Annotated in this window: 14 protein-coding genes and 5 pseudogenes; 8 read left to right on the forward strand and 11 right to left on the reverse strand. The window is 62.5% G+C overall.

Annotation, left to right across the window (positions count from 1 at the left end; all coding sequences use genetic code 11):
* The first annotated feature begins 145 nt into the window (after positions 1-145).
* Positions 146-778 carry a uracil phosphoribosyltransferase gene (gene upp / locus VZ068_RS12595; protein WP_055852279.1) on the forward strand — a complete coding sequence of 211 codons (633 nt, stop codon included), beginning with the start codon at positions 146-148 and terminating at the stop codon, positions 776-778.
* Positions 779-1044: 266 nt separating this feature from the next.
* Here the strand turns inward: upp and VZ068_RS12600 are convergent, their stop codons facing one another.
* The 7 genes from VZ068_RS12600 to rsmD all read right to left on the reverse strand — a co-directional run bounded on the left by VZ068_RS12600 (position 1045) and on the right by rsmD (position 7050).
* On the reverse strand, positions 1045-2805 hold the full coding sequence (locus VZ068_RS12600; protein WP_349655498.1) for a glycoside hydrolase family 9 protein: 1761 nt from the start codon (positions 2803-2805) through the stop codon (positions 1045-1047).
* A 280-nt stretch (positions 2806-3085) separates the two neighbouring features.
* The gene (gene ggt, locus VZ068_RS12605) at positions 3086-4864 is read right to left on the reverse strand and encodes a gamma-glutamyltransferase (RefSeq protein ID WP_349655499.1); all 1779 of its coding nucleotides are present in this window, start codon (positions 4862-4864) and stop codon (positions 3086-3088) included.
* Positions 4861-5145, reverse strand: coding sequence for a YfhL family 4Fe-4S dicluster ferredoxin (locus VZ068_RS12610; protein WP_104612443.1), 285 nt, complete (start codon positions 5143-5145; stop codon positions 4861-4863). Before VZ068_RS12610 ends, ggt begins: the two co-directional genes overlap by 4 nt.
* The gene (locus VZ068_RS12615; RefSeq protein ID WP_349655500.1) at positions 5136-5318 is read right to left on the reverse strand and encodes a hypothetical protein; all 183 of its coding nucleotides are present in this window, start codon (positions 5316-5318) and stop codon (positions 5136-5138) included. The genes VZ068_RS12610 and VZ068_RS12615 overlap by 10 nt, the downstream gene beginning before the upstream one ends.
* Positions 5319-5379: 61 nt before the next feature.
* Positions 5380-5877 carry a hypothetical protein gene (locus VZ068_RS12620; protein ID WP_055851674.1) on the reverse strand — a complete coding sequence of 166 codons (498 nt, stop codon included), beginning with the start codon at positions 5875-5877 and terminating at the stop codon, positions 5380-5382.
* A gap of 46 nt (positions 5878-5923) precedes the next feature.
* Positions 5924-6430, reverse strand: coding sequence for a pantetheine-phosphate adenylyltransferase (gene coaD, locus VZ068_RS12625; protein WP_259150798.1), 507 nt, complete (start codon positions 6428-6430; stop codon positions 5924-5926).
* Complete coding sequence (gene rsmD / locus VZ068_RS12630) at positions 6427-7050, reverse strand: 16S rRNA (guanine(966)-N(2))-methyltransferase RsmD (protein ID WP_259160859.1); 624 nt, start codon at positions 7048-7050, stop codon at positions 6427-6429. The genes coaD and rsmD overlap by 4 nt, the downstream gene beginning before the upstream one ends.
* A 240-nt stretch (positions 7051-7290) precedes the next feature.
* Here rsmD and htpG point away from each other — a divergent pair, with 240 nt between their 5' ends.
* Positions 7291-9195: a molecular chaperone HtpG gene (gene htpG, locus VZ068_RS12635; RefSeq protein WP_349655501.1), complete on the forward strand. Its 1905-nt coding sequence runs from the start codon at positions 7291-7293 to the stop codon at positions 9193-9195.
* A gap of 254 nt (positions 9196-9449) precedes the next feature.
* Positions 9450-10142, forward strand: a complete 693-nt coding sequence (locus VZ068_RS12640; protein ID WP_349655502.1) for a hypothetical protein — start codon at positions 9450-9452, stop codon at positions 10140-10142.
* Positions 10143-10324: 182 nt separating this feature from the next.
* Here the strand turns inward: VZ068_RS12640 and VZ068_RS12645 are convergent.
* A pseudogene (locus tag VZ068_RS12645) lies at positions 10325-10732 on the reverse strand (DUF6805 domain-containing protein); the annotation flags it as partial.
* Between VZ068_RS12645 and VZ068_RS12650 the strand changes: the two are divergent.
* The 3 genes and pseudogenes from VZ068_RS12650 to VZ068_RS12660 all read left to right on the forward strand — a co-directional run.
* Positions 10682-11395: pseudogene (locus VZ068_RS12650) on the forward strand (RHS repeat-associated core domain-containing protein); the annotation flags it as partial. The pseudogenes VZ068_RS12645 and VZ068_RS12650 overlap by 51 nt on opposite strands.
* 505 nt (positions 11396-11900) lie before the next feature.
* Positions 11901-12338: a hypothetical protein gene (locus VZ068_RS12655; protein ID WP_349655503.1), complete on the forward strand. Its 438-nt coding sequence runs from the start codon at positions 11901-11903 to the stop codon at positions 12336-12338.
* Positions 12339-12368: 30 nt separating this feature from the next.
* Positions 12369-12895: pseudogene (locus VZ068_RS12660) on the forward strand (RHS repeat protein); the annotation flags it as partial.
* On the opposite strand, the pseudogene VZ068_RS12665 reads toward VZ068_RS12660, so the two are convergent.
* Positions 12879-13289: pseudogene (locus VZ068_RS12665) on the reverse strand (DUF6805 domain-containing protein); the annotation flags it as partial. The pseudogenes VZ068_RS12660 and VZ068_RS12665 overlap by 17 nt on opposite strands.
* Between VZ068_RS12665 and VZ068_RS12670 the strand changes: the two are divergent.
* Both VZ068_RS12670 and VZ068_RS12675 read left to right on the forward strand, forming a co-directional pair.
* Positions 13239-14426 (forward strand): annotated as a pseudogene (locus VZ068_RS12670) (RHS repeat-associated core domain-containing protein); the annotation flags it as partial. The pseudogenes VZ068_RS12665 and VZ068_RS12670 sit on opposite strands and share 51 nt — an antisense overlap.
* Positions 14427-14429: 3 nt before the next feature.
* The gene (locus VZ068_RS12675) at positions 14430-14921 is read left to right on the forward strand and encodes a hypothetical protein (RefSeq protein WP_349655504.1); all 492 of its coding nucleotides are present in this window, start codon (positions 14430-14432) and stop codon (positions 14919-14921) included.
* A 215-nt stretch (positions 14922-15136) separates the two neighbouring features.
* On the opposite strand, the gene VZ068_RS12680 is transcribed toward VZ068_RS12675, so the two are convergent.
* Positions 15137-17512 (reverse strand): glycoside hydrolase family 127 protein, encoded by a 2376-nt coding sequence (locus VZ068_RS12680; RefSeq protein WP_349655505.1) that lies wholly within the window; start codon positions 17510-17512, stop codon positions 15137-15139.
* A 159-nt stretch (positions 17513-17671) separates the two neighbouring features.
* Positions 17672-20566: a TonB-dependent receptor gene (locus VZ068_RS12685; protein WP_349655506.1), complete on the reverse strand. Its 2895-nt coding sequence runs from the start codon at positions 20564-20566 to the stop codon at positions 17672-17674.
* Positions 20567-20957: the final 391 nt, after the last annotated feature.

Consider the following 20957-nt stretch of genomic DNA (forward strand, 5'->3'; position numbering starts at 1 on the left):
TTCCCCAATCGGTTAAGAATGGGTGTGCACACTATGTCTGCGACGTTTCAACGACATGACATATGCAAGCGCGATCACACCGGACGTGTGGCAGCGCAACGCATGGCTGCGGCACACTGTGCGTCTCTCCCGCCTGTCGCTGCCCATGAAAATCGTCGAAGTCCGCCACCCTCTCGTCCAGCACAAAATCGGCCTGCTGCGCGATGCCGCCTTGAGCACCAAGGGATTTCGCGAATTGGTCACCGAACTGGGCACGCTACTGGCTTACGAGGCCACCGCCAATCTGGACACCGAATCGCACGTGCAACAAGGCTGGGCCGGCCCGGTCGACGTGCAGCGCATCGCCGGTGCCAAGATCACCCTGGTGCCGATCCTGCGTGCCGGCTTGGGCATGCTGCCCGGCGTGCTGGCGCTGATTCCGGCCGCACGCGTGAGTGTGGTCGGCCTGCAGCGCGACGAAGAAACCCTGCAGCCGGTGCCCTACTTCGAACGCCTCACCGGGCGCCTGGAAGAGCGCGACGCACTGATCCTGGACCCGATGCTGGCCACCGGCGGCACGTTGATCGCCACCATCGACATGCTCAAGCGTGCCGGTGCGCGGCGCATCAAGGGCATCTTCCTGGTCGCCGCACCGGAAGGCCTGAAAGCGCTGGAAGCGGTGCATCCGGACGTGGAGGTGTATACCGCCGCAATCGACGATCATCTCAACGAAAAGGGCTACATCCTGCCCGGGCTGGGCGATGCCGGCGACCGGATTTTTGGTACGCGGGTGGAGTGAGCTTTCCAGCTGAAGTGAGTTTCCCAGCTGAGATGAGCGCCCCAAGCGTCCAGATCAAGGCCGATGCGCGCTGCACTATCCGACCGCGCTGCAACCGCGCCGATCAGATGAATCGGCGGCTTCAAGCCCCTTTCCTACAGGAGAGGCATTGGGGTGAGGGGACGGTGTGTCAGTGTTCGTGCACACGCCGTACCCTCACCCGGCGCTATGCGCCACCGTCTCCCGACGGGAGCAGGAAAAACCGCGTCGACGCGCTGAAGCCTGCCTCAGGGTGTCAACGCCTCGATTGCCGCACTCACATATACCAGCGGCGCATTCCAGTTGATGGCGACTTCATTGCTCGCGTAACTGCAGGTGTCGTCCAGGTACGACAGCGCCGGCAATCTGGACGGATACGGCATCTTGCAGTCCTTGGCGTCCTGCTGTCCCGGTTGCGGGCCGCCGGCCAGCCAACCCGGCACCGGCGCCTCGATGCCGTCGGCCTCCGATGGGCGATGATGGATATGCATCGGCGTGCGCTGGCCCACGCCGGTGACGAACGATAGCCCCAGCGGATTGCGGCCCAGGATGTAATCCAGGTGCGATTGCGCGGCATCCAGCGTCGCCTGTTGCCGGGTCAGCCGATAGCCCTGCAGCAGCATCATCGCGCGGTTGAGTACGGACGCATTGCTGCCCCATACGAAATCCTTGTCGGCCATGGCCAGGCGCCACGGAGACGCCTGCCACTGGTCGGTCAACTGCTGCGCCAGACCGGTGATCTCGCGCGTGATGCGCACACGGTCCGCATGCGCGGTCAGCGTGTCGCGATGCGCGGCCAGCGACATCCACGCCAGCCCGCCCACATTGCTCCAGCCAGGTACGCTGGCCGGCACGTTGCGCGCCAGCATCGCGTCGTAGAAAGCATCCTCGCCGGTGGTGACATACAGCTCCGCTGCCGCCCACGCGAACTCGTCGTCGACCTGCGCATCGTCATAACCGCCGGTGCGCACGTCGTCGGGCTGGCGATAGATCACGTCCGGATGTTGCTGCGCCCAGCTCCAGGCAGCGCGCGCGGCCTTCAACATGCGTGCCGACACCCCGGGATATTGTTTTTCGAACGGCGCATAGACGCGGCTGGCGGCCGCCATCACGGCCGCAAAATCCAGCGTGGCCGCGGTGGCCTTCATCACCACATAGCGCTGCTGCCCGGCCTGCGCCGGCATCACCAGTCCATCGAACTGCTTGTCGGTGAGCTTGTGGTACACCCCGCCATCGGCCGGGTCCTGCATGGCCAGCATCCATTCCAGGTTCCACCAGGTTTCCTGAAGGATGCCGGGCACGCCGGGCGCGTCGTTGGGGATGGTCAGGGCCTGCGCGTTGAACAGCGCCGGGTAGTGCTCGTAGGCCGCCAGCAAGGTGTAGGTGCTGATGCCGGAATTGACGATGTACTTGTTGTAATCGCCGGCGTCGTACCAGCCCTTGGGTGCGCTGATCACGCTGTCGGCCGGACGCGTGGCAGACGCGGCGGAAGGATGGATGCGCACCTGCGTGTCCGGATGTCCGGCCGCACGCGCGTAACGCCCGGCGAACTGCGCCGGCAACGCGGTGCTGGCACGGTTGTAGTAGAACGCCTTCAGCGACGCATCGACTACCGGCTGATACGCACGCGCATCGATCACAAATGCATCCGAGGCCGGCAGCCCGTCGATCTTCAACCGGTAGGTGCCCGGCGCACGCACGCTGGAGAAATCCGCCACACACGCCTGCTGACCAGCCGGCGACCACAGCGCTGGCGGTAGCAAGCTGCCTTGCAGCACCTTGCGGCCCTGTGCATCTTCGACCGTGAAACGGTCCGCCCCCGGCGCCACGCCCTGCGGCAACCCGACCACCGCCAGCTTGGCTGAGCCGGGCAGATAGCCGAGCTGATTGACGTGGATGGCAGCGCCGGTCGCCGTTGCGGTGCCGGCAGTGCCGGTGGTATCGGCTGCACAGGCGGCGATGGGCGATGCGATCACCATGGCGGCAATCAAGGTCTGGAAAATGGTCATGCCACGATGGTCGCCAAATCGACGCACAGCGACAAGTCCAATATCGACATAAGCCACCGCGGCAAATCGCATTGATGCTGGCGAAGCCGCGACGGGCAAGCCATCGCGCCAACGCAGGCCAGCACCTTGCACGCACGCGCCTGAGACGTTTCGCAGCGCAACAGCTGGCAACGCTGCCGCGCGAGCCGACCCCGCTGACAAGACGCCACCGCAGCAGAGGGCATGTCCGGCCGTCCGCTTCGGCTTGCCTGCTCCGGCGCACGGAGCAGGCAGGACGGACTCATCGCGCCGGTGCAGCCAACTGCACTTCTGCCTTGCCCACCGGATTGCGCGGGTCGCTGCCGCCGCTGAGCACGTTGCTGCGCTTGTCCCATTCCACGGTCTGCAGGTTGCCCCACACGTGGCTGGAACCGCGCCCGCCCTCGGCGGTGTCGCCCGGCAGCTTGAGCGCGTGGCCCATCGCTTGCAGGCCCTTGGCGGTCTGCGGCGAGAACGCGTCGGTTTCGGCGTCGATGACGTCCGGCAGCCACTGATGGTGATAGCGCGGCAAGGCGCTGACCGCCTGCGCATCCAGCCCGGCGTCGTAACCCAGGATGCCCAGCAGCACCATGGTGATGATGCGGCTGCCGCCCGGCGTCCCCAGCACGACCGCCTTGTCGGCCGATTCCATGAAGGTGGGCGTCATCGAGCTGAGCATGCGCTTGCCCGGCTTGGGCGCGTTGGCGGCATAGCCCATCACGCCGAACGCATTCGGCGTGCCCGGCTTGAGCGCAAAGTCGTCCATCTCGTCGTTGAGCAGCACGCCGGTGCCCTTGGGGATCAGGCCCGAGCCATACAGCAGGTTGACGGTCTGGGTGGCGCCGACGCGGTTGCCTTCGCCATCGATGATGGAAAAGTGGGTGGTCTCGTCGTCTTCCAGCGGCGTGGGGTTGCCCGACAACAGATCGCTGGGCGTGGCCCTTTCCGGATTGATGGTGGCACGCAGGCCTTGCGCATAATCCTTGCTGGTCAGCACACGCTGCGGCACGTCGACAAAGTCCGGGTCGCCCAGGAAGAACGTGCGGTCGCGGTAGGCACGGCGCATCGATTCCACCACCAGATGGGTGCGATGCACGTCGTCGAGCTTGCTCAGATCCCAGCCTTCCAGAATCTGCAGCATCGCAGCCAGCGCGATGCCGCCGGACGACGGCGGCGGCGCGGTGGTGATCTTCCAGCCGCGGTAATTGAACTGGATCGGCGCGCGCTCTTTGACCGCATAACCGGCCAGCTCCGCCGCGGTCCAATGGCCACCGGCCTGCTTGACGCCGGCGATCAGCTTCTTGGCGGTCTCGCCCTTGTAGAACCCATCGAAGCCCTTGTCGCCGAGCAGCGTCAAGGTGTGCGCCAGCTCGGGCTGCTTGAAGAGGTCGCCTTCGGCAATCGGTTTTCCGCCGCGCAAGTACACCTCGCGCGTGCCGGGATAGCGCTCCATCACCTCGCGCCGCGAGGCGTAGCCCTTGGCCATGCGCGCATACACCGGAAAGCCCTCGGTGGCGATGCGGATCGACGGTGCCAGCGATTGCTTCAACGGCAGCCGGCCGTGTTTGGCCGCCAGCTCCACCAGCGCGGCGGGCAGCCCGGGAATACCGGCCGACCACGGCCCGTTGACCGAGCGGTCACGGTCGAGCTCGCCCTGCTTGTTGAGGAATTTTTCCGGCGTGGCCGATTCGGGCGCGTATTCGCGCGCATCCAGCATCACGTCCTTGCCGGTCTTGGCATCGTGCAGCAGGAAGAAGCCGCCACCGCCCAGCCCCGAGCTGATCGGCTCGACCACCGCCAGCGTGGACGACACCGCAATCGCCGCATCGAACGCGTTGCCGCCCTCGCGCAGGATCTGCAGGCCGGCATCGGTGGCCAGGGCATGACCGCTGGCCACGGCCGCACCGGGCGGATGCGCGGCGACCGCCGCAGCTGCGCCGGCGGACGGCTTGGCGCCGTCGGCGGACCAGGCCGGCGGCGCCAGCACCAAGGCCAGCAACAGCAGGCCGCGTGTCGAAAAACGTCGGGACAAAGTGCTCACGGGACGGGAGGCTCCTGTTCGTACAGTTCGGGATGATCGCGCTGCAGCTGCATGAGCTTGGCCAGCAATTGATCGTGGGTTTCCGGGATGTCCGGATCCGGGTCGATGCATTCGACCGGGCACACCACCACGCACTGCGCCTCGTCGAAATGGCCCACGCACTCGGTGCAACGCGCCGGATCGATCACGTAGATGGTCTCGCCCATCGAGATCGCCTGATTCGGGCAGGCCGGTTCGCAGACGTCGCAGTTGACGCAGAGCTCGTTGATTTTCAGCGACATATCGACAACACCATGCGATGCAAGGCAGCGCGATTCAACTGCAGGCGCTGGAACGCAACGTACTGCTGCAGGCAGGCGCACACGGCGCAGATGATCAGCAAATGGACAACGCCGTGGGCGCTGTCGGACACCGGCCTGACACGGCCAGCTCCGGCGATGTGCGAAGTCAGCATGCTGCTGGCTCCGCACACGGCGGCCGGCTGCGCCCTCCCGCGCATCCGGCCTGGTACGGCATTACTTGGCTTCAACGAAGGTGTATTCCGCGCCCTTGGGCTGGACGATGGTCTGCACGCGCGCATTCTCGGCGGCGTCGCCGATGAACAGCACGCGCACGCCCTTCATCGAATCCGGCTGCACGTCCTTGAACGCGGCGTCGATCAGGTCGGCCATCTTGGTGGATGCGGACGAACCGAAGGCCAGCATGTTGCCCGGCTGCACGCCACGCGCCAGCGCGGTCTTGACGCTTTCCAGCTGACGCTCGTAGCTGCCGGCGAACTCGGCATCGGACTCCGGCGGCAAGTAGTACAGGAACGGGCTGTTGGTGGTCGCGCCCAGGTTCTGGCCGACCACTTCCTGCAGATACTTCTTCCAGCCGGCGTTGTCGTCCTTGGCCGGGGCCTTCAGCGCTGCCGGGGCGGCAGCGGCGGTCGGCGCCGGCTCTTCCTTCTTGCAGGCGGTGACCGCCAGAGCGGCGATCGAAGCGAGCGCCAGAGCGCGCATGGTGTGTTTCATGAAACTCCTCCCTTTGAAAAGCGTGGTGATGGAACGACAGATGAGATCAGGCCTGCGCGCGGGACTCGCGCACCTGCCGCAAGGCTTCGACCACAGAGGCCGGCACGAAGCCGGAGACGTCGCCGCCCAGCCGCGCGATTTCGCGCACCAGCGACGACGAGATGAAGCTGTATTGCTCGGCCGGGGTGAGGAACAGGGTTTCCACTTCCGGGATCAGATGGCGGTTCATGCTGGCCATCTGGAATTCGTACTCGAAGTCCGACACCGCACGCAGGCCGCGCAGCAGCACCCCGGCGTTCATGTCGCGCACGAAGTGCGCCAGCAGCGTGTCGAAGCCGCGCACCTCCACGTTCTTGTGCGCCGCCAGGGCTTCCTGCGCCAGCGCGACGCGCTTTTCCAGCGGCAAGGCCGGGCCTTTGGACGGGCTGTACGCCACGCCCACCACCACGCGCTCGAACAACGGCGCGGCGCGGTTCACCAGATCGATATGCCCGTTGGTGATCGGGTCGAAGGTACCGGGATAGACGGCGGTGCGGCTGCTGGCCACGCTCATACGGAAACTACCGGGGCTGGATCGCCGTTCAGTGTAGCAGCGGCCCGGCGATACAGCGCATAGCGCACCTGCCGGGTGCCGCCCTCGCGGTGCAGGTGCCAGCCGGCCGGCAGCTGCAGCGCCGCGTCGGCCGGCGCTTCCAGATACAGCCAGGCCTCGGCGGCCAGATGCGCGGGCAGGCGTTCGAGCACGCTCGGCCACAGGCCGGCGGCGAACGGCGGGTCGACAAACACGATATCGGCCTGGGCCGCAGGCGCGCGCTCCAGCCAGCGCAGCGCGTCCTCCTGCAGCACCTGCACCTGATCGGCCGCATCGAGCTTGGTCACCAGCTCGCGCAGCCGCTGCGCCAGGCCGGGGTCGCGCTCGATCAACGTGGCATGCGCGGCCCCGCGCGAGACCGATTCCAGCCCCAGCGCGCCGGAGCCGGCAAACAGGTCCAGCACGCGCGCACCGCGCAGGCGCGGCATCAACCAGTTGAACACAGTTTCGCGCACACGGTCGCTGCTGGGGCGCAGCCCCGGCGCGTCGGGCACCGCCAGCCGCGTGTTGCGCCAGCGCCCGCCCACGATGCGCACCTGCCCTTCCGCGCCACGCGGCGCCGGCCGCGCCGGGCGGCTCATCGCAGCGCGCCTGTGGCAGGCGGACGACGGGGGAGTACAGGTGGTACGAGTGGCAGCATGGTTCGGAGTGCAGGCGATGGCCGCCCATGATACCGCTGCCGCCGACATGCCCGCCCTGCCCTGACCGGACACCCACGCGCCACATCTTGCGCGGGCACGCCTTGAAAAAATCCGCCGACGGCCTCATCCCCCAGGCCATCGGCCGCAGTGCGGCCCGGACCACCATGGAGCACGACCCCAATGACCGTTGACACCGACAAGCAGACGCTGGGCTTCCAGACCGAGGTCAAGCAGCTGCTGCAGCTGATGATCCATTCGTTGTACTCGAACAAGGAAATCTTCCTGCGCGAGCTGGTTTCCAACGCTGCCGACGCCGCCGACAAGCTGCGCTTCGAAGCCTTGGTCAAGCCCGAGCTGCTGGAAGGCGGCAGCGAGCTGCGTATCCGCGTCGACTACGACAAGGACGCGCGCACCGTCACCATCGACGACAACGGCATCGGCATGAGCCGCGAGGATGCGGTCTCGCATCTGGGCACCATCGCCAAGTCCGGCACCGCCGACTTCCTCAAGCACCTGAGCGGCGACCAGAAGAAGGACGCCAACCTGATCGGCCAGTTCGGCGTCGGTTTCTACAGCGCCTTCATCGTCGCCGACCAGGTGGACGTGTACTCGCGCCGCGCCGGCCTGCCCGCCAACGAGGGCGTGCATTGGTCCTCGCGCGGCGAAGGCGAATTCGAAATCGCCAGCATCGACAAGCCCGAGCGCGGCACCCGCATCGTGCTGCAGCTGAAGGAAGGCGAAGACTCCTTCGCCGACGGCTGGACCCTGCGCAACATCCTCAAGAAGTACTCCGACCACATCGGCCTGCCGATCGAAATGCGCAAGGAGCATTACGGCGAAGACGCCGACAAGGCCGCCGAGCCGGAGTGGGAATCGGTGAACCGCGCCAGCGCGCTGTGGACGCGCCCCAAGTCCGAGATCAAGGACGAGGAGTATCAGGAGTTCTACAAGCACGTCGCGCACGACGCGGGCAACCCGCTGGCGTGGAGCCATAACAAGGTCGAAGGAAAGCTGGACTACACCTCGCTGCTGTTCGTGCCAGGCCGTGCCCCGTTCGACCTGTATCACCGCGATTCGGCCAAGGGCCTGAAGCTGTACGTGCAGCGCGTTTTCATCATGGACCAGGCCGAGCAGTTCCTGCCGCTGTACCTGCGTTTCATCAAGGGCGTGGTGGATTCGTCGGACCTGTCGCTCAACGTCTCGCGCGAAATCCTGCAATCGGGCCCGGTGGTGGACTCGATGAAGTCCGCACTGACCAAGCGCTCGCTGGACATGCTGGAGAAGCTGGCCAAGGACAAACCGGACGACTACGCCACGTTCTGGCGCAACTTCGGCCAGGCGTTGAAGGAAGGACCGGCCGAAGATTACGCAAACCGCGAAAAGATCGCCGGTCTGCTGCGCTTTTCTTCCACGCACGACACCACCGGCGCGCAGAGCGTGGGCCTGACCGATTACGTCGGTCGGTTGGCCGAAGGTCAGGACAAGCTGTACTACCTCACCGGCGAAAGCTATGCGCAGATCAAGGACAGCCCGCATCTGGAAGTGTTCCGCAAGAAGGGCATCGAAGTGTTGCTGCTCACCGACCGCATCGACGAATGGTTGATGAGCTATCTCACCGAATTCGACGGCAAGTCGTTTGTGGACGTGGCACGCGGCGACCTGGACTTGGGCAAGCTGGATTCGGAAGAAGACAAGAAGGCGCAGGAAGAAGTCGCCAAGTCCAAGGAAGGCCTGGCCTCGCGGATCAAGGCCGCCCTGGGCGACGACGTGGCCGAAGTCCGCGTCTCGCACCGCCTGACCGATTCCCCGGCAATCCTGGCCATCGGCCAGGGCGACCTGGGCCTGCAGATGCGCCAGCTGTTGGAAGCCAGCGGCCAGGCCGTGCCGGAAACCAAGCCGGTGTTCGAGTTCAACCCCGCCCACCCGCTGATCGAAAAGCTGGATGCGGAAGCCGACATGGACCGCTTCGGCGACCTGAGCCGGGTGCTGTTCGACCAGGCCGCATTGGCGGCGGGCGATAGCCTCAAGGATCCGGCCGGCTATGTGAAGCGCTTGAACAAGTTGTTGCTGGAGCTGTCGGCTTAAGGCTTACGACGCATTTGCGATACACCAAGACCGGCGCATGCGCCGGTCTTTTTTTATGTCTATGCTGGCTTATGGCAGACGCCTTACCTGCGTTACAGATCACTTACCGAGTTGAAATTCATCACCAGAGCGTTGAACGCGCGCCAGCCACCACCGTGAGTGCAGCAGGCATGCCAACCCGTACTCGCGACATGGCCAGTCCACGAAACAATTGAATTGACCTGACTGCGACAATGCAACAAGGCAGAACTGCAATGATGAACCATCGTTTCCTACTTGCACTGCTCGCCGCTTCGGCGGCCTCGTTTCCGGCATGGAGCTCGGATATCGGCGACCCAGTAACTTGGCAAGCATCGCGATCGGCTGAACTCAATGGAACCCGCGACTTGCCGAAATTGACCGAAGCATTGATCGCCAGGCTCGATCCCGATGGCGAAACCGTCCCCGCAACCGTCGGAGAAGCGCAATTCATCGATCTTGATGACGACGGCACGTTGGAGCTTGTTGCGCTGGTCGACTACTCGGGACGACAGTTTTTCAGCACGATGATTGTCATCACGACCAGCGCTGCAAAGCCGGTCGTGGTGACCTACCGCAGCAACGGCGCCAACATGGATCGCCTGGGCGAGCGCATCGTTACAGAACCTGAAAGCCCGAAGAAGTTGATTGTCGCAGACCGTTTCATCGGGGAATACAAAGGGTCTACCGCAAGCGCCAGAGAACAGCGACTTCTGGAACTCAGATCGGCCACGCTGGAGGATGTCAGCGCGTACCATCCCAGCTACTACCTGACCAAGCGTCTACCCAAGCTGGAAAAACAGGCCCGCATGTCTGCTCCAGTCGATAATGCAGACGGCGTCGGGCTTGGCTCGATCAATACCGACGAGAATAAGCGCGTGCTCAGCCAGGAGATAGAACGGGCTCGGGAACAGTCGCTAGGCAAGTGATGCATTGGTTCCACCCCGTGCCTGGATGTGTGGCGCTCCTATGGAATAGCCCAAGCTGCTGCGGCGTAGGTGCATCGATTGGCTCGTCCAATCGATTGGCTCGTCCACATGCCGCACCGCGTGCGTCGGGCCGCCGACGGGGGACGACTCACTCTCATCGTGAGCTTAGGCCGGCGCAATATTCAAGCCGACTCCAACACCCAACACCCGAACGCCGGCCCGGCCGAATAGCCGGTCTCCGGTTCGATGCGGATCTGCAAGGTGGTACGGCCGGCCACTGCTGCGGGCAAGGCGTAATCCACATCGACGAAGTCCAGGCCGCGGTTGCCGTCGAGGCGTTCGTTGGCGATGAGTTCGCCGTCGGCGAGGATGCGGAAGCGGCGGCGGGTTTCGTCGCCCCAGTAGCGTAGGCGCAGGATGCGGGCCTGGGCGGTGTTGCGCAGGGTGAAGGCAATGAAACCGCCGGTGCGGGCGTCGCGGCCGGCGCGGCGGCGGTAGCTCAGTGCGTAGGAGCTGTCGCTGGTGAGGGCGTGCGCCTTTATAGCTATGACGCCACCGGCAATCGCCTCAGCGCCAAGGTCGGCAGCGTGACACACGCTTACACCTATCCAACGACCAATCATCGCCTGAGTGCAGTAGCTGGCGTGGCGCGCACCTACGACAAGACAGGCAATACGCTGAGCATCGGTGGCAAGGCGCGGGAGTTCCCCTACGACGCATCCGGCCGCATGAGCTTGGTCAAGCGTGCAGGCGCGGTGGTGATGAATTATCGCTACAACGGTAAAGGCGAGCAGGTGCGCCGCTTCCTTGGCACCACCAACACCTACACGCTCTACGATGAAGCCGGCCACTGGCTCGGTGACTACGACACCAATGGCGTGCCCAAGCAGCAGGCGATCTGGCTGGACGACCTACCGGTCGGCCTGCTGGCCAACGCCAACACGCTGCATTACATCGAACCGGACCACCTGGGCAGCCCGCGCGTAGTGATCGACCCCACCCGCGATGTGGCAGTGTGGACGTGGAGCTTGAAGGGCGAAGCCTTCGGCAACACCGCGCCGAATCAGGATCCGGATAGCGATGGTGCAGCGTTGGTGCTGGATATGCGGTTTCCGGGGCAGCGGTTTGATGCGGCCAGTGGCTTAAATCAGAATTACCTCCGGGATTACGACCCTGCTACCGGGCGATACGCGCAGAGTGACCCAATCGGTCTTTTGGGCGGACTTAGCACTTTTTCATATGCTGGCAGTAGCTCCCTTGAAAAATTTGATGTGCTTGATCTTATGGAGGGAAGCTTAACCAATTTACAGAAGCGTAACGCCATCTCGAGTTGGGCGATGCAAAATGTAAGATCAACTGCTTACGGATTCTACCAGTCTAGGTCTACGCAATATCCTGCAAATTCCTGGAAATGCTCGTCATTTGTCTGTGATGCGGCCTCGAATGCAGGAGCCCCAACAACTGTTACGATCAGAGGTAAAAATGACCAACAGATAGATAGATGCGCTACCGCCGTCGAACTGGCAAAAGGATATATTCCAAATTGGAGGCAACTAGGCAAGTACGAAGAACGCATGCCTGGGGACATTGCAGCAAATAGAAATGCGGGTCCAAATTCGACAGGCCATACTGCTATAGTAGTTCCAGGCGTGAATGGCGGCGTCACTACGATGGGGGCGCATGATATATACGTTGGACCTGCCGGGGTTGATCAGTTCCCCGAAGGATCCACCGTCTTACGTTACATAGGAGACTAAAATGAGGCACTTAGCTGTTGTAGCTATCGGGGTCGCCGGGATTCTTCATACTTCATACGCTGCAGCTTCAACCTCTTGCGATGCTCGGGATTTAGTCATAGTGGAACTTGACCTAGTTAAAAATATTGAAGTCATGAAAGTGAATGAGCACCTTGTCAAGGGGCGAGATTCATTCGAAGTTTTTTTTAAGCATTGCGCTCGCAAAACTGTGATTCTAGCAAGTCCACGAGCAAAACTTTCGCAGATACTTGATATCCAGGTATTTCTGGGGAAAATTGGAGCGCGTCCAAAAAATGATAATTTTTTTATATTCTCCGCCAGCCCTGAATCTGGTGCGATGACCTATATGGGGACGTTCGCAACAATGAAATACACCAGAAAGCACGACGAGCTTATAAAGATAATTGAAAGTCCGCGGGAAGAAAGTAATTGGTTTTAAAATTTCACCAGGATAAAGATAAAGGAAAAAGCTGTGGGGAATATCTCATGCAGCCCCAATGCCCTGGGCAAGCTGACTACGTGGACCATCCGACAACCAGCATCTACACCTAACAATTCAGCCAGACCACCTGCGCCAGCGGCGAGACCCACCCCATCTACCGCCTGGCCCAATGCAGGACGGCAGCAGCAGCATTGACTACTGCTACGACGCTTCTTCGATCTGAAGCTCAAGGTGCAGACCACCAACGGCAAGGCGTTTTTGTGCTGCGCTACGCCTACACCAAGCCGGCCAACCTATCCCGATGGTGCAGCGGTGGACTATGTTCGCAATGCCCAAGGTGAGACCGCAGAAGTGGGCGTCACCACCGCCGGCGGCACGCGGCAGGTTTTTCTGGGCTCGGCCCTGTGGCCGCCTACACCTATGGCAATGGCCGCACACTCGCCCGCCTCTATCATCTGGATTACCGCTCGCAGCCCATCCAGGACACCCGACCAGGCGGGCTGGAGATCGGCTTTGGCTTTGAGCCGGCCGGCAATCTCACCGCGCTGACGCCAACACCCAACACCCAAACGCCGGCCCGGCCGAGTAGCCGGTCTCCGGTTCGATGCGGATCTGCAAGGTGGTACGGCCGGCCACTGCTGCGGGCAAGGCGTAATCCACATCGACGAAGTCCAGGCCGCGGTTGCCGTCGAGGCGTTCGTTGGAGATGAGTTCGCCGTCGGCGAGGATGCGGAAGCGGCGGCGGGTTTCGTCGCCCCAGTAACGCAGGCGCAGGATGCGGGACTGGGCGGTGTTGCGCAGGGTGAAGGCGATGAGACCACCGATGCGAGCGTCGCGGCCGGCGCGGCGGCGGTAGCTCAGTGCGTAGGAGCTATCGCTGGTGAGTGCGTGCGCCTTTATAGCTATGACGCCACCGGCAATCGCCTCAGCGCCAAGGTCGGCAGCGTGACACACGCTTACACCTATCCAACGACCAATCATCGCCTGAGTACAGTAGCTGGCGTGGCGCGCACCTACGACAAAACGGGCAATACGCTGAGCATCGGTGGCAAGGCGCGGGAGTTCCCCTACGACTCATCTGGCCGCATGAGCATGGTCAAGCGTGCAGGCGTGCTGGTGATGAACTACCGCTACAACGGTAAAGGCGAGCAGGTGCGCCGCTTCCTCGGCACCACCAACACCTACATGCTTTACGATGAAGCCGGCCACTGGCTGGGCGACTACGACACCAATGGCGCGGCCAAGCAGCAGGCGATCTGGCTAGACGATTTGCCGGTCGGCCTGCTGGCCAACGCCAACACGCTGCACTACATCGAACCGGACCACCTGGGCAGCCCGCGCGTGGTGACCGACCCCACCCGCGATGTGGCGGTGTGGACGTGGAGCTTGAAGGGCGAAGCCTTCGGCAACACCGCGCCGAATCAGGACCCGGATGGCGATGGTGCAGCGTTGGTGCTGGATATGCGGTTTCCGGGGCAGCGGTTTGATGCAGCGAGTGGATGGAATCAGAATTACTTCCGTGACTACGAGGCGGCTACTGGACGGTATGGGCAGAGTGATCCGATTGGGCTAGAAGGTGGCATCAATATTTATGGTTATGTTGCCGGGCAACCTTTGAGTTTGATGGACCCAACTGGCCAAAATCCAGTTGCCGCTGGCGCATGCTTAATACCTGGAATTGGCTGGGGTGGTTGTGCGCTTGTTGGAGCCACGATGGAAGTTGGCACCTGCTACGTCACCGGTGCATACCAAAGGGCAGCACAGTCTGCTGGAAACTGGTTAGATGAGCAGCTTGGAGCGTTGTCTGAAAGCGGACTTGCCGCTGGCCCAGCCCCCTATGATCACTACCAAGAAAACGCGGCCCCTTACTTTACTCCAGATCCGTTCGGCGGTGACGAAGCATGTAGAAAGCTCGCTCATGCAACTAGAGTGTTGCGGGCACAAATTTCGTGGAGGCGAACTGACTTGAATCCGCGCTCCGCAAGTTATAAAGGACACTCCACACGAATTGCAATATTATCAGCGGCTCTTGCAAAACTTGAGTCATCGTATAGGAACATTTGTGGCGGCAATTGCCCAGGATAAAAAATGCGCGAATTAGATATTGAAAAAAGCGTTTCTAGATTGGACGGATTTCTTTCAGGAATAGCAACCTACAGCGGCAACATCAGAGACTATTCAGCCTATGCCTTTATTGCTCCACTGAAGGATGAAAAATCCTGTGAAGCCGCCATTAGAGACCACTTCAGCTGGCTTCCTGATCTGGAGTTTTCAAATATTCAAGTTCTTCAAAACGGACTTCGCGACCTTGAAGTTGAGATTAGACCGTTCCTTGTTAGAGACTTTCGCTACGGAAATGCCGAAGAAACTAATAAGCTTCAGAACTATTTTTCATTTCGCATCATGGATGATATTTTGAATGCAATAAGTGGATATAAAGTAACCCAAGTCATAAAATTAGCCGCAACACCTGCCCCTCAGAGCTCTGATTCGGTGTTCTTTTGCATATGCCTGGAAACTGACGTCATTGTCGTTCAATTTAACAATGATATCAATTTCATAGAAAGCATTAAAGGCTAGAAAAATTAATAACAAAATAGTAAATTAAATTACAAAATAGGCTTTAAGCCACCCCCAAAAAAACAGCCCCTCTTTTTCCTGTAAAAAGAAGAGAGTGCGGCTGATTTCTCGCTTGATTTTTCTGCACACTTCTAGGATTTGTTTAGTTGTTGGCAACCTGTTTTTTGATACATCGCAAGAATCTCGTTGCACCCCGGGGGCACTCGCCCCAACGCTCACACCGACGCCAACACCCAACACCCGAACGCCGGCCCTGCCGAGTAGCCGGTCTCCGGTTCGATGCGGATCTGCAGGGTGGCGCGGCCTGCCACCGCTGCGGGCAAGGCGTAATCCACATCGACGAAGTCCAGGCCGCGGTTGCCGTCCAGGCGTTCGTTGGCGATGAGTTCGCCGTCGGCGAGGATGCGGAAGCGGCGGCGGGTTTCGTCGCCCCAGTAGCGTAGGCGCAGAATGCGGGCCTTAGCGGTGTTGCGCAGGGTGAAGGCAATGAAACCACCGGTGCGGGCGTCGCGGCCGGCGCGGCGGCGGTAGCTCAGTGCATAGGAGCTGTCGCTGGTGAGGGCGTGCGCCTTTTCCGATGCTTCCTCGCCCAGGGCGATGCGATCCAGGGCACGCGCGTCGAGTGCGCGTTGCGCCGCATCCGCCGCCGCCAGCTCGGCCTGGCGTTGTTGCCAGGCGGAGGCGTCGCGGTGCTCCAGGTAGACGGCGCTGCGGCGATCGAACTGGGCATAGAACGGGGAAAATTGCCATTGCTGGGCGCCATCGGCATAGGCGTAGTGGCCGTGCGCCGGCAGCGGCCGCAGGCGTTGCAGAATATCGTCACCACCGATCAGCGCCGGGGTCTTGTTGCTCCACGGCGTTGCGGCATCGCCGAGGTCGGCCGCCAGCACCAGCGGGCCGCGCATGATCGCGACCCATGCCGGATCGTCCGCTGTGGGTTCCAGGCGCAGCGGCATCTCCAGCTGCAGGGACACGGTGTCGCCAGCGGCCCATACCCGTTCGATGCGCAAATACCCATCCATCGGTTGCAGGTTCTGCAGCTGACCATTGACCTGCAAGGTGAACGCGCCGGCCCAGCCAGGCACGCGCAGCGCAAGGGTACGCGCCGTTGCGGGCGCTGCGGCGATCTGCAGTGTGACCTGGCCCTGTTCGGGCAGCGTGCTGCGCAGGCTTAGCGCAAACCCGGCTGCATCGCGCACCGTGGAGGGCACATACAGATTGACGTAGACGCCCTGCCCGTCTTCCCAGTAGATGGAGTCGCCGAACTGCGCATGCGCCTCCATGCCGCTGCCGACGCAGCACCAGAAATCGTCGAACGGTGTGGACCAGCCGCGCGCTTCGCCGGCCAGCAGCGGTGTCATGTAGGTGAACATGCCGGTGCGCGGATGCTGCTGCGCCATCACGTGGTTGAGCAGCGTGCGTTCGTAATAGTCGAAATATGCAGCCTGCGGCCCCCAATGATACAGATGCCGGGTGAGCTTGAGCATGTTGTAGCTGGCGCAGTGCTCGCAGGTCTGCTCGGTGAGAAACTTTGAAATGCTGTCCGGCTGCTGGAAGTACTCGCGGTCGCCGTTGCCGCCGATCACGTAGGTGTGGTGGTCGGTGACGGTGTGCCAGAAGAAGCGCGCGGCCGCGCCGGATGCGGCATCGCCGGTGACTTCGTACTCGCGTGCCAGGCCGATCAGTTTGGGAATATTGGTATTGGAATGCTGGTGCACCAGTTCGTCGCGCTGGGCGATCAGCGGGTCGAGCACGGCGTGATGATGCAGGCGCTGCGCCAGTGCCAACCACTGCGCATCGCCGGTTTGCACATGCAACTCGACGAACGATTCGTTGAGGCCACCGAATTCGCAGGACAGCACCTTCTGCAGCTGCGCACCGTCCAACGCCGCAAAAATGCCTTGCAGATAACCGGCCAGCCCCACCGCCACCTGCAGCGCCTGTGCATTGTCGCAATGCGCATGCACGTCCAGCAGGCCGGCAAACAGCTTGTGCCAGGTGTACAGCGGCGCCCAGCTGCCATTGAGATAGAACGGTGCGGGGTCGATCTTGCCGCGCTTGAGTTCATCGAAGACCGCACGCCCGCTTTCGATCTTGCCTGCGGCGTTCTTGCGGGTGAAGCCGGCCACATAACCATCGCCTCCATGTGCCTGGCAACGCGCCAGCTCGCTCACCAGATAAGCGGCACGCGTGGCGCATTGCGCATCGCCGGTTTGCGCATGCATCAAGGCCAACGCACTGAGATAGTGGCCCAGCGTATGGCCTGCGATGGTGTCCGCTTCCCAACCGCCATAGGCAGGCGCCTTGGGGTCGAGACCGGCGTACAGCACGAAGTTGTGCAATAGCCGGTCCGGCTGCAGCCGCATCAGGTAGCGGCGATTGGTGTCGAGCGCATCCAGGAACAGCGACGGCGTCAGGCGCACCTGGGCCAGCGGCACCGCGCGCATGCGGCCAGGCTGGGCGGCGCTGGCATCGGCGGGGAAGCGCAGGAAGCCCGCAGCCACTGCCAGACTGCTCCAGGCCAGAAAGCGCCGCCGCGACAGGGACAAGGTGTGATCGGTGACGCGCTCGGTGCGGGATGGCTCTGTCATGGGCTCAGCTTAGCTCCTGCCGCTGCTTGCGGACTGCGCGCGCGGTTACAGCACAGGCCGACACTCGCACTGCAAAGCAGTCGGTGACGTGGTCTGCTGCCGCCCGGCCGGATCGGAGAGCAGCAGTGCGATCGGGCAGCGGTGGCGCCATGGCCGCACTCAAAACTTCACCGTTGCACGCGCCCAGTAGAACCGGCCGAGCAGATCGTAGGTCGCTACATCGGTGTTCGCATTGCCCACGTTGTTGGAGTAATACAACGGCGGCTGCTTGTTGGCGATATTGTCCACGCCCACCTCGAAGCGCGTATGCCAGGGCTCCACGTTGTAGCCGAGCTGCAGGTTGTTGTAGACGTACGCACCGATGTTGCGCACCACTGTCGGCGTGCTGGAATCGGCCGACAGGCTCTGGTCCGGATCCGAATTGCCGATGGCGGTGTGGCCGACATAGCGGATGCGCCAGGTGGCGCTCCAGTCGTCCAAGGCCCAACTCACCGTCCCCAGCGCGCGCCAGCGCGGGAAGTTGCCGTACGCCTGCGTGTAGCGGCCGACATTGTGGATGGTGACCGAGCTGGGGTCGGTGGTGTCGGGCAGCACGTCGTAGCGGGTGAGATAGGTGCCGTTGAGGCCGGCGGTGATGTTGCCCCATGGCGTGGACGGCAACCGGTAGGTCAGATTGAAGTCCATGCCCTTGGCCCACAGCTTGCCCAGGTTGACGGTGGGCTCGGCGATGTAATTGATGGTGCCGTTACCGTTGCGATGGATCAACGCGCAGAACGCGCTTGCCGAGTTCGCGTAGCACTGGTTGAGCACGGTTTGCGCGGAGACGGTGGTGATGGTGTCTTCCAGATCGATGCGCCACCAGTCGGCGCTGATCGACAGGCCGTCGATCCACTGCGGGTCATAGACCAGGCCCACGTCGTACGACTTGCCGGTTTCCGGCTTGAGCTGGTAGCCGGCCACTGCCGCGCCGGACACCTTGCCCGACACCTGCCCGTCCGATTGCTGGTAGCTGCCGTCGGTGGGCACATTGGCGCAGGCGACGTTGTTGCCGCCGGTGTAGCCGTTGCAGGGGTCGTTGACGGTGGCTGCATCGCCTGCGACACCGGCATACAGTTCATTGATGTTGGGCGCGCGGAACACCTGCGAGACGGTGCCGCGCACCAGCAGGTTTTCGATCGGCCGATACTCCAGCGACACCTTGCTGTTGGTCTTGCTGCCCACCGAGCTGTAATCGGAAAAACGCGTGCCCAGGGTGATATTGAGCGCGTTGATGCCAGGCAGCTCCTTGAGCAGCGGGAACAACGCTTCGGCGTACGCTTCCTTGACGTCGAAGCTGCCGCTCAGTGTGGACGAACAGTACTCGATCACCCCGCACAGGCCGTTCTCGTCGCCGGTCCACAGCGCATCCGACGCCGTCGTCGAGCGCTCCTTGCGATACGAAAGCCCGGCCGCCAGGCTCGCCGCGCCAGCCGGCAGTTCGAACAACGTGCCGTTGGCGTTGGCTTCGAATTGCTTGACCGTGTACACGCTGGTCACGATCGGGTTGACCACCATGCCCTGCAACGTGGCCAGGTTGGAGCTGTCGTTGAGGTTGAAGAAGTTCAGCGGTGTGCACCCTGCAATCGCCGCGCCCGCGCTACCGCACTTGACCACACCATCGCTGTCCAGAAACGACGGCCCGATGGCCTGGTTGAACGCGGCATAGTCCAGGAAGCCGTTGTTGATCGACTTCTGCTTGACCTTGCCGTAGTTGAAGTTTGCATCCCACTGCCAGGAACTGTCGCCGAAGCGGCCACGCAGGCCGGGGCTGATCTGGAAGTTGTAGGTGTTGTATTGATAACTGCGGTTGCCGAGCACCGTGGCGCGCGTGTTGAGGTCGTTGTACGAGGTACCCGTGGTGCGATCGGTGCCGAAGTTGACCCCGAACGGGTTGTAGTAACTCTGCGACGACACCAGGATGTTGTCGCCGTTGGAGAAGATCGGGATCGGCGCGATGATCGAGGCCGACTCGGTTTTACTGAACCAGGTGTTGAGGTAACCCTCGACGCTGTCGCTGAAGCGGAACGTACCCAGCAGGAAGGCATTGGTGCGCTTTTGCGGGGTCTGCAGCAGGTTGAACGGCTGGTAGTTGTAGGAGTCGGCGCTGGCGTTGTAACAGTGGAAATCGCCAGGGCCCGCGCGGCCGCTGACGCCGCCATTGAGCGTGACGCGCGCGCAGCCGTTGACCTGCCGGAGCTGATTGGATTGATCCGAGCCATCGTTGAAGTTGACCGTGCCGGTCGGGGTGGCAGACGAGCCCTGCTTCACCGGCACGCCATCGGTCAGCGCCAGCGCATCCTTCGAATAGTCGCGCGCACCGGCCGAGACCGGGTCGATGTTGTGATACGACAGCCCACCGATCAGGCTGCCGCGCTCCCAGGTCTTGCCGGCGGTAAGGGCGAAGTTGCGACGATTGCCGTCGCGCTCGCTGCTGGTGCCGAAGTCGCTGCTGAACTGCACGCCATCGAAGTGCGTGCGCAGGATGAAGTTGACCACGCCACCGATGGCATCGGAGCCGTACACCGCCGAGGCGCCATCGCTGAGCACCTCGATGCGCTCGATCATGCTGGACGGAATGGCGTTGACGTCGTTGTAGGCCAGGCGGATGCCGTTGACCAGCACCAGGGTGCGCTTTTCGCCCAGGCCGCGCAGCGAAATCGCCGAGGCCCCGGTGCCGCCGCCGTTGTTGGTGTAGGGATTGGTGGCGTTGCCGGCGATCGATGGCAGTTCCTGCAACAGATCGCCCACCGTCGCCTTGCCGGTCGCCGCGATCTGTTCCTGGCTGACCGTGACCACCGGATTGGCGGTTTCGGTATCCACGCGGCGCAGGCGCGAGCCGGTGACCACAACGCTGTCGAGCGTCTGCGTTGCATCGCCGTTGCCGGCTTGCTGCGCCAGCGCGGGAACCACCGTGCCTACGGAAAGCGCCACGACCAGCGCGGCGGCAAGCGTGCTGCGCAGCGGGCGCGGCCCCGTGACGGGACGGCGATGGATGGGCAGCGACAACATCGACATGCAAGGCTCCTGATTAAAAAAAAGCGGGTAACCGACGGGCAACACACGTCCGTACCGGCATGCACCAGTGCGGGAAACATCGAAGGCGGAAACAGCCACGGCGAGATGCTTCGCCATGACGACAACGCAGACGCAGACACCCGGCGACGCACGCGATCGGCATCGATCGCGTCACCACGCGTCGTCAGATGGAGGTTGGTTCGTTAATGGAGGCGCCCATGCGCTCCAGTTTCATCAGCTGGTCACAATGTGCCTGTGCGCACGCGCCGCGTCTTGTCGCATTTGGCGACAGTGCATGCGGAAAACAGCATGGTTGGCATGCGCACTGGCGTGCGCGGACACATCGCTGCAGCATGACTGCATGCAGATGCCGCCTGCCGCCAGACCGCGA

The sequence above is a fragment of the Xanthomonas sp. 10-10 genome (assembly GCF_040182365.1).
Lineage (GTDB): Bacteria > Pseudomonadota > Gammaproteobacteria > Xanthomonadales > Xanthomonadaceae > Xanthomonas > Xanthomonas arboricola_F.